Source organism: Haloferax profundi (genome assembly GCF_001469865.1).
In the GTDB taxonomy this organism is placed as follows: domain Archaea; phylum Halobacteriota; class Halobacteria; order Halobacteriales; family Haloferacaceae; genus Haloferax; species Haloferax profundi.
On the sequence record NZ_LOPV01000540.1, the window covers coordinates 1 to 485 of the forward strand.

Annotated in this window: 1 protein-coding gene; it reads right to left on the minus strand. The window is 58.8% G+C overall.

What is annotated here, in order from left to right; all coding sequences use genetic code 11:
* The coding region (locus AUR66_RS16410) for an ABC transporter substrate-binding protein (protein ID WP_269432620.1) at nt 1–414 on the minus strand (414 nt) is incomplete at its 3' end.
* Between the last annotated feature and the right edge of the window lie 71 nt (nt 415–485).

Here is a 485-nt window from a genome sequence, read left to right on the forward strand (position 1 = left end):
TCGGCCTTTGGAGTCTGTCTTCGAAATCTGGACCTTCCGAGGGTCGTACTCGTCGTCCGTTACAGTGACGAAGTCCGCATTCCGATTCTGCCCGTAGTTGTATGCTGTCGTCGAATCGGAGATGACCTTCCAGCGTATGCCATCCAGGTCCGGCGCAGTCCCGTGGTAGTCGGCGAACCGCGTGAGTTCGACTTCGTCGTTCTTGGTCCAGTGGTCGAAGACGAATGGACCGCTCCCGATAGGGGCCTCTGCGAATGCCTGATAGGACATGCGCCCAACGTACCCATCGATATCGCCGACGATACCCTCTGGAATCGGAGCGAATACAGGGTTCGCGAGTAGTTCGAGAGCCGCCGGCATCGGCTCCGACAACCTGAACCTGAATGTGTGGTCGTCGACCGCTCGCACTGCCATCGAGCCAGGGTCGTACCCGTCACTGGTGGTGTCGTGCTCGATACCGAGAGACTCGAGGAGATAATACGCGC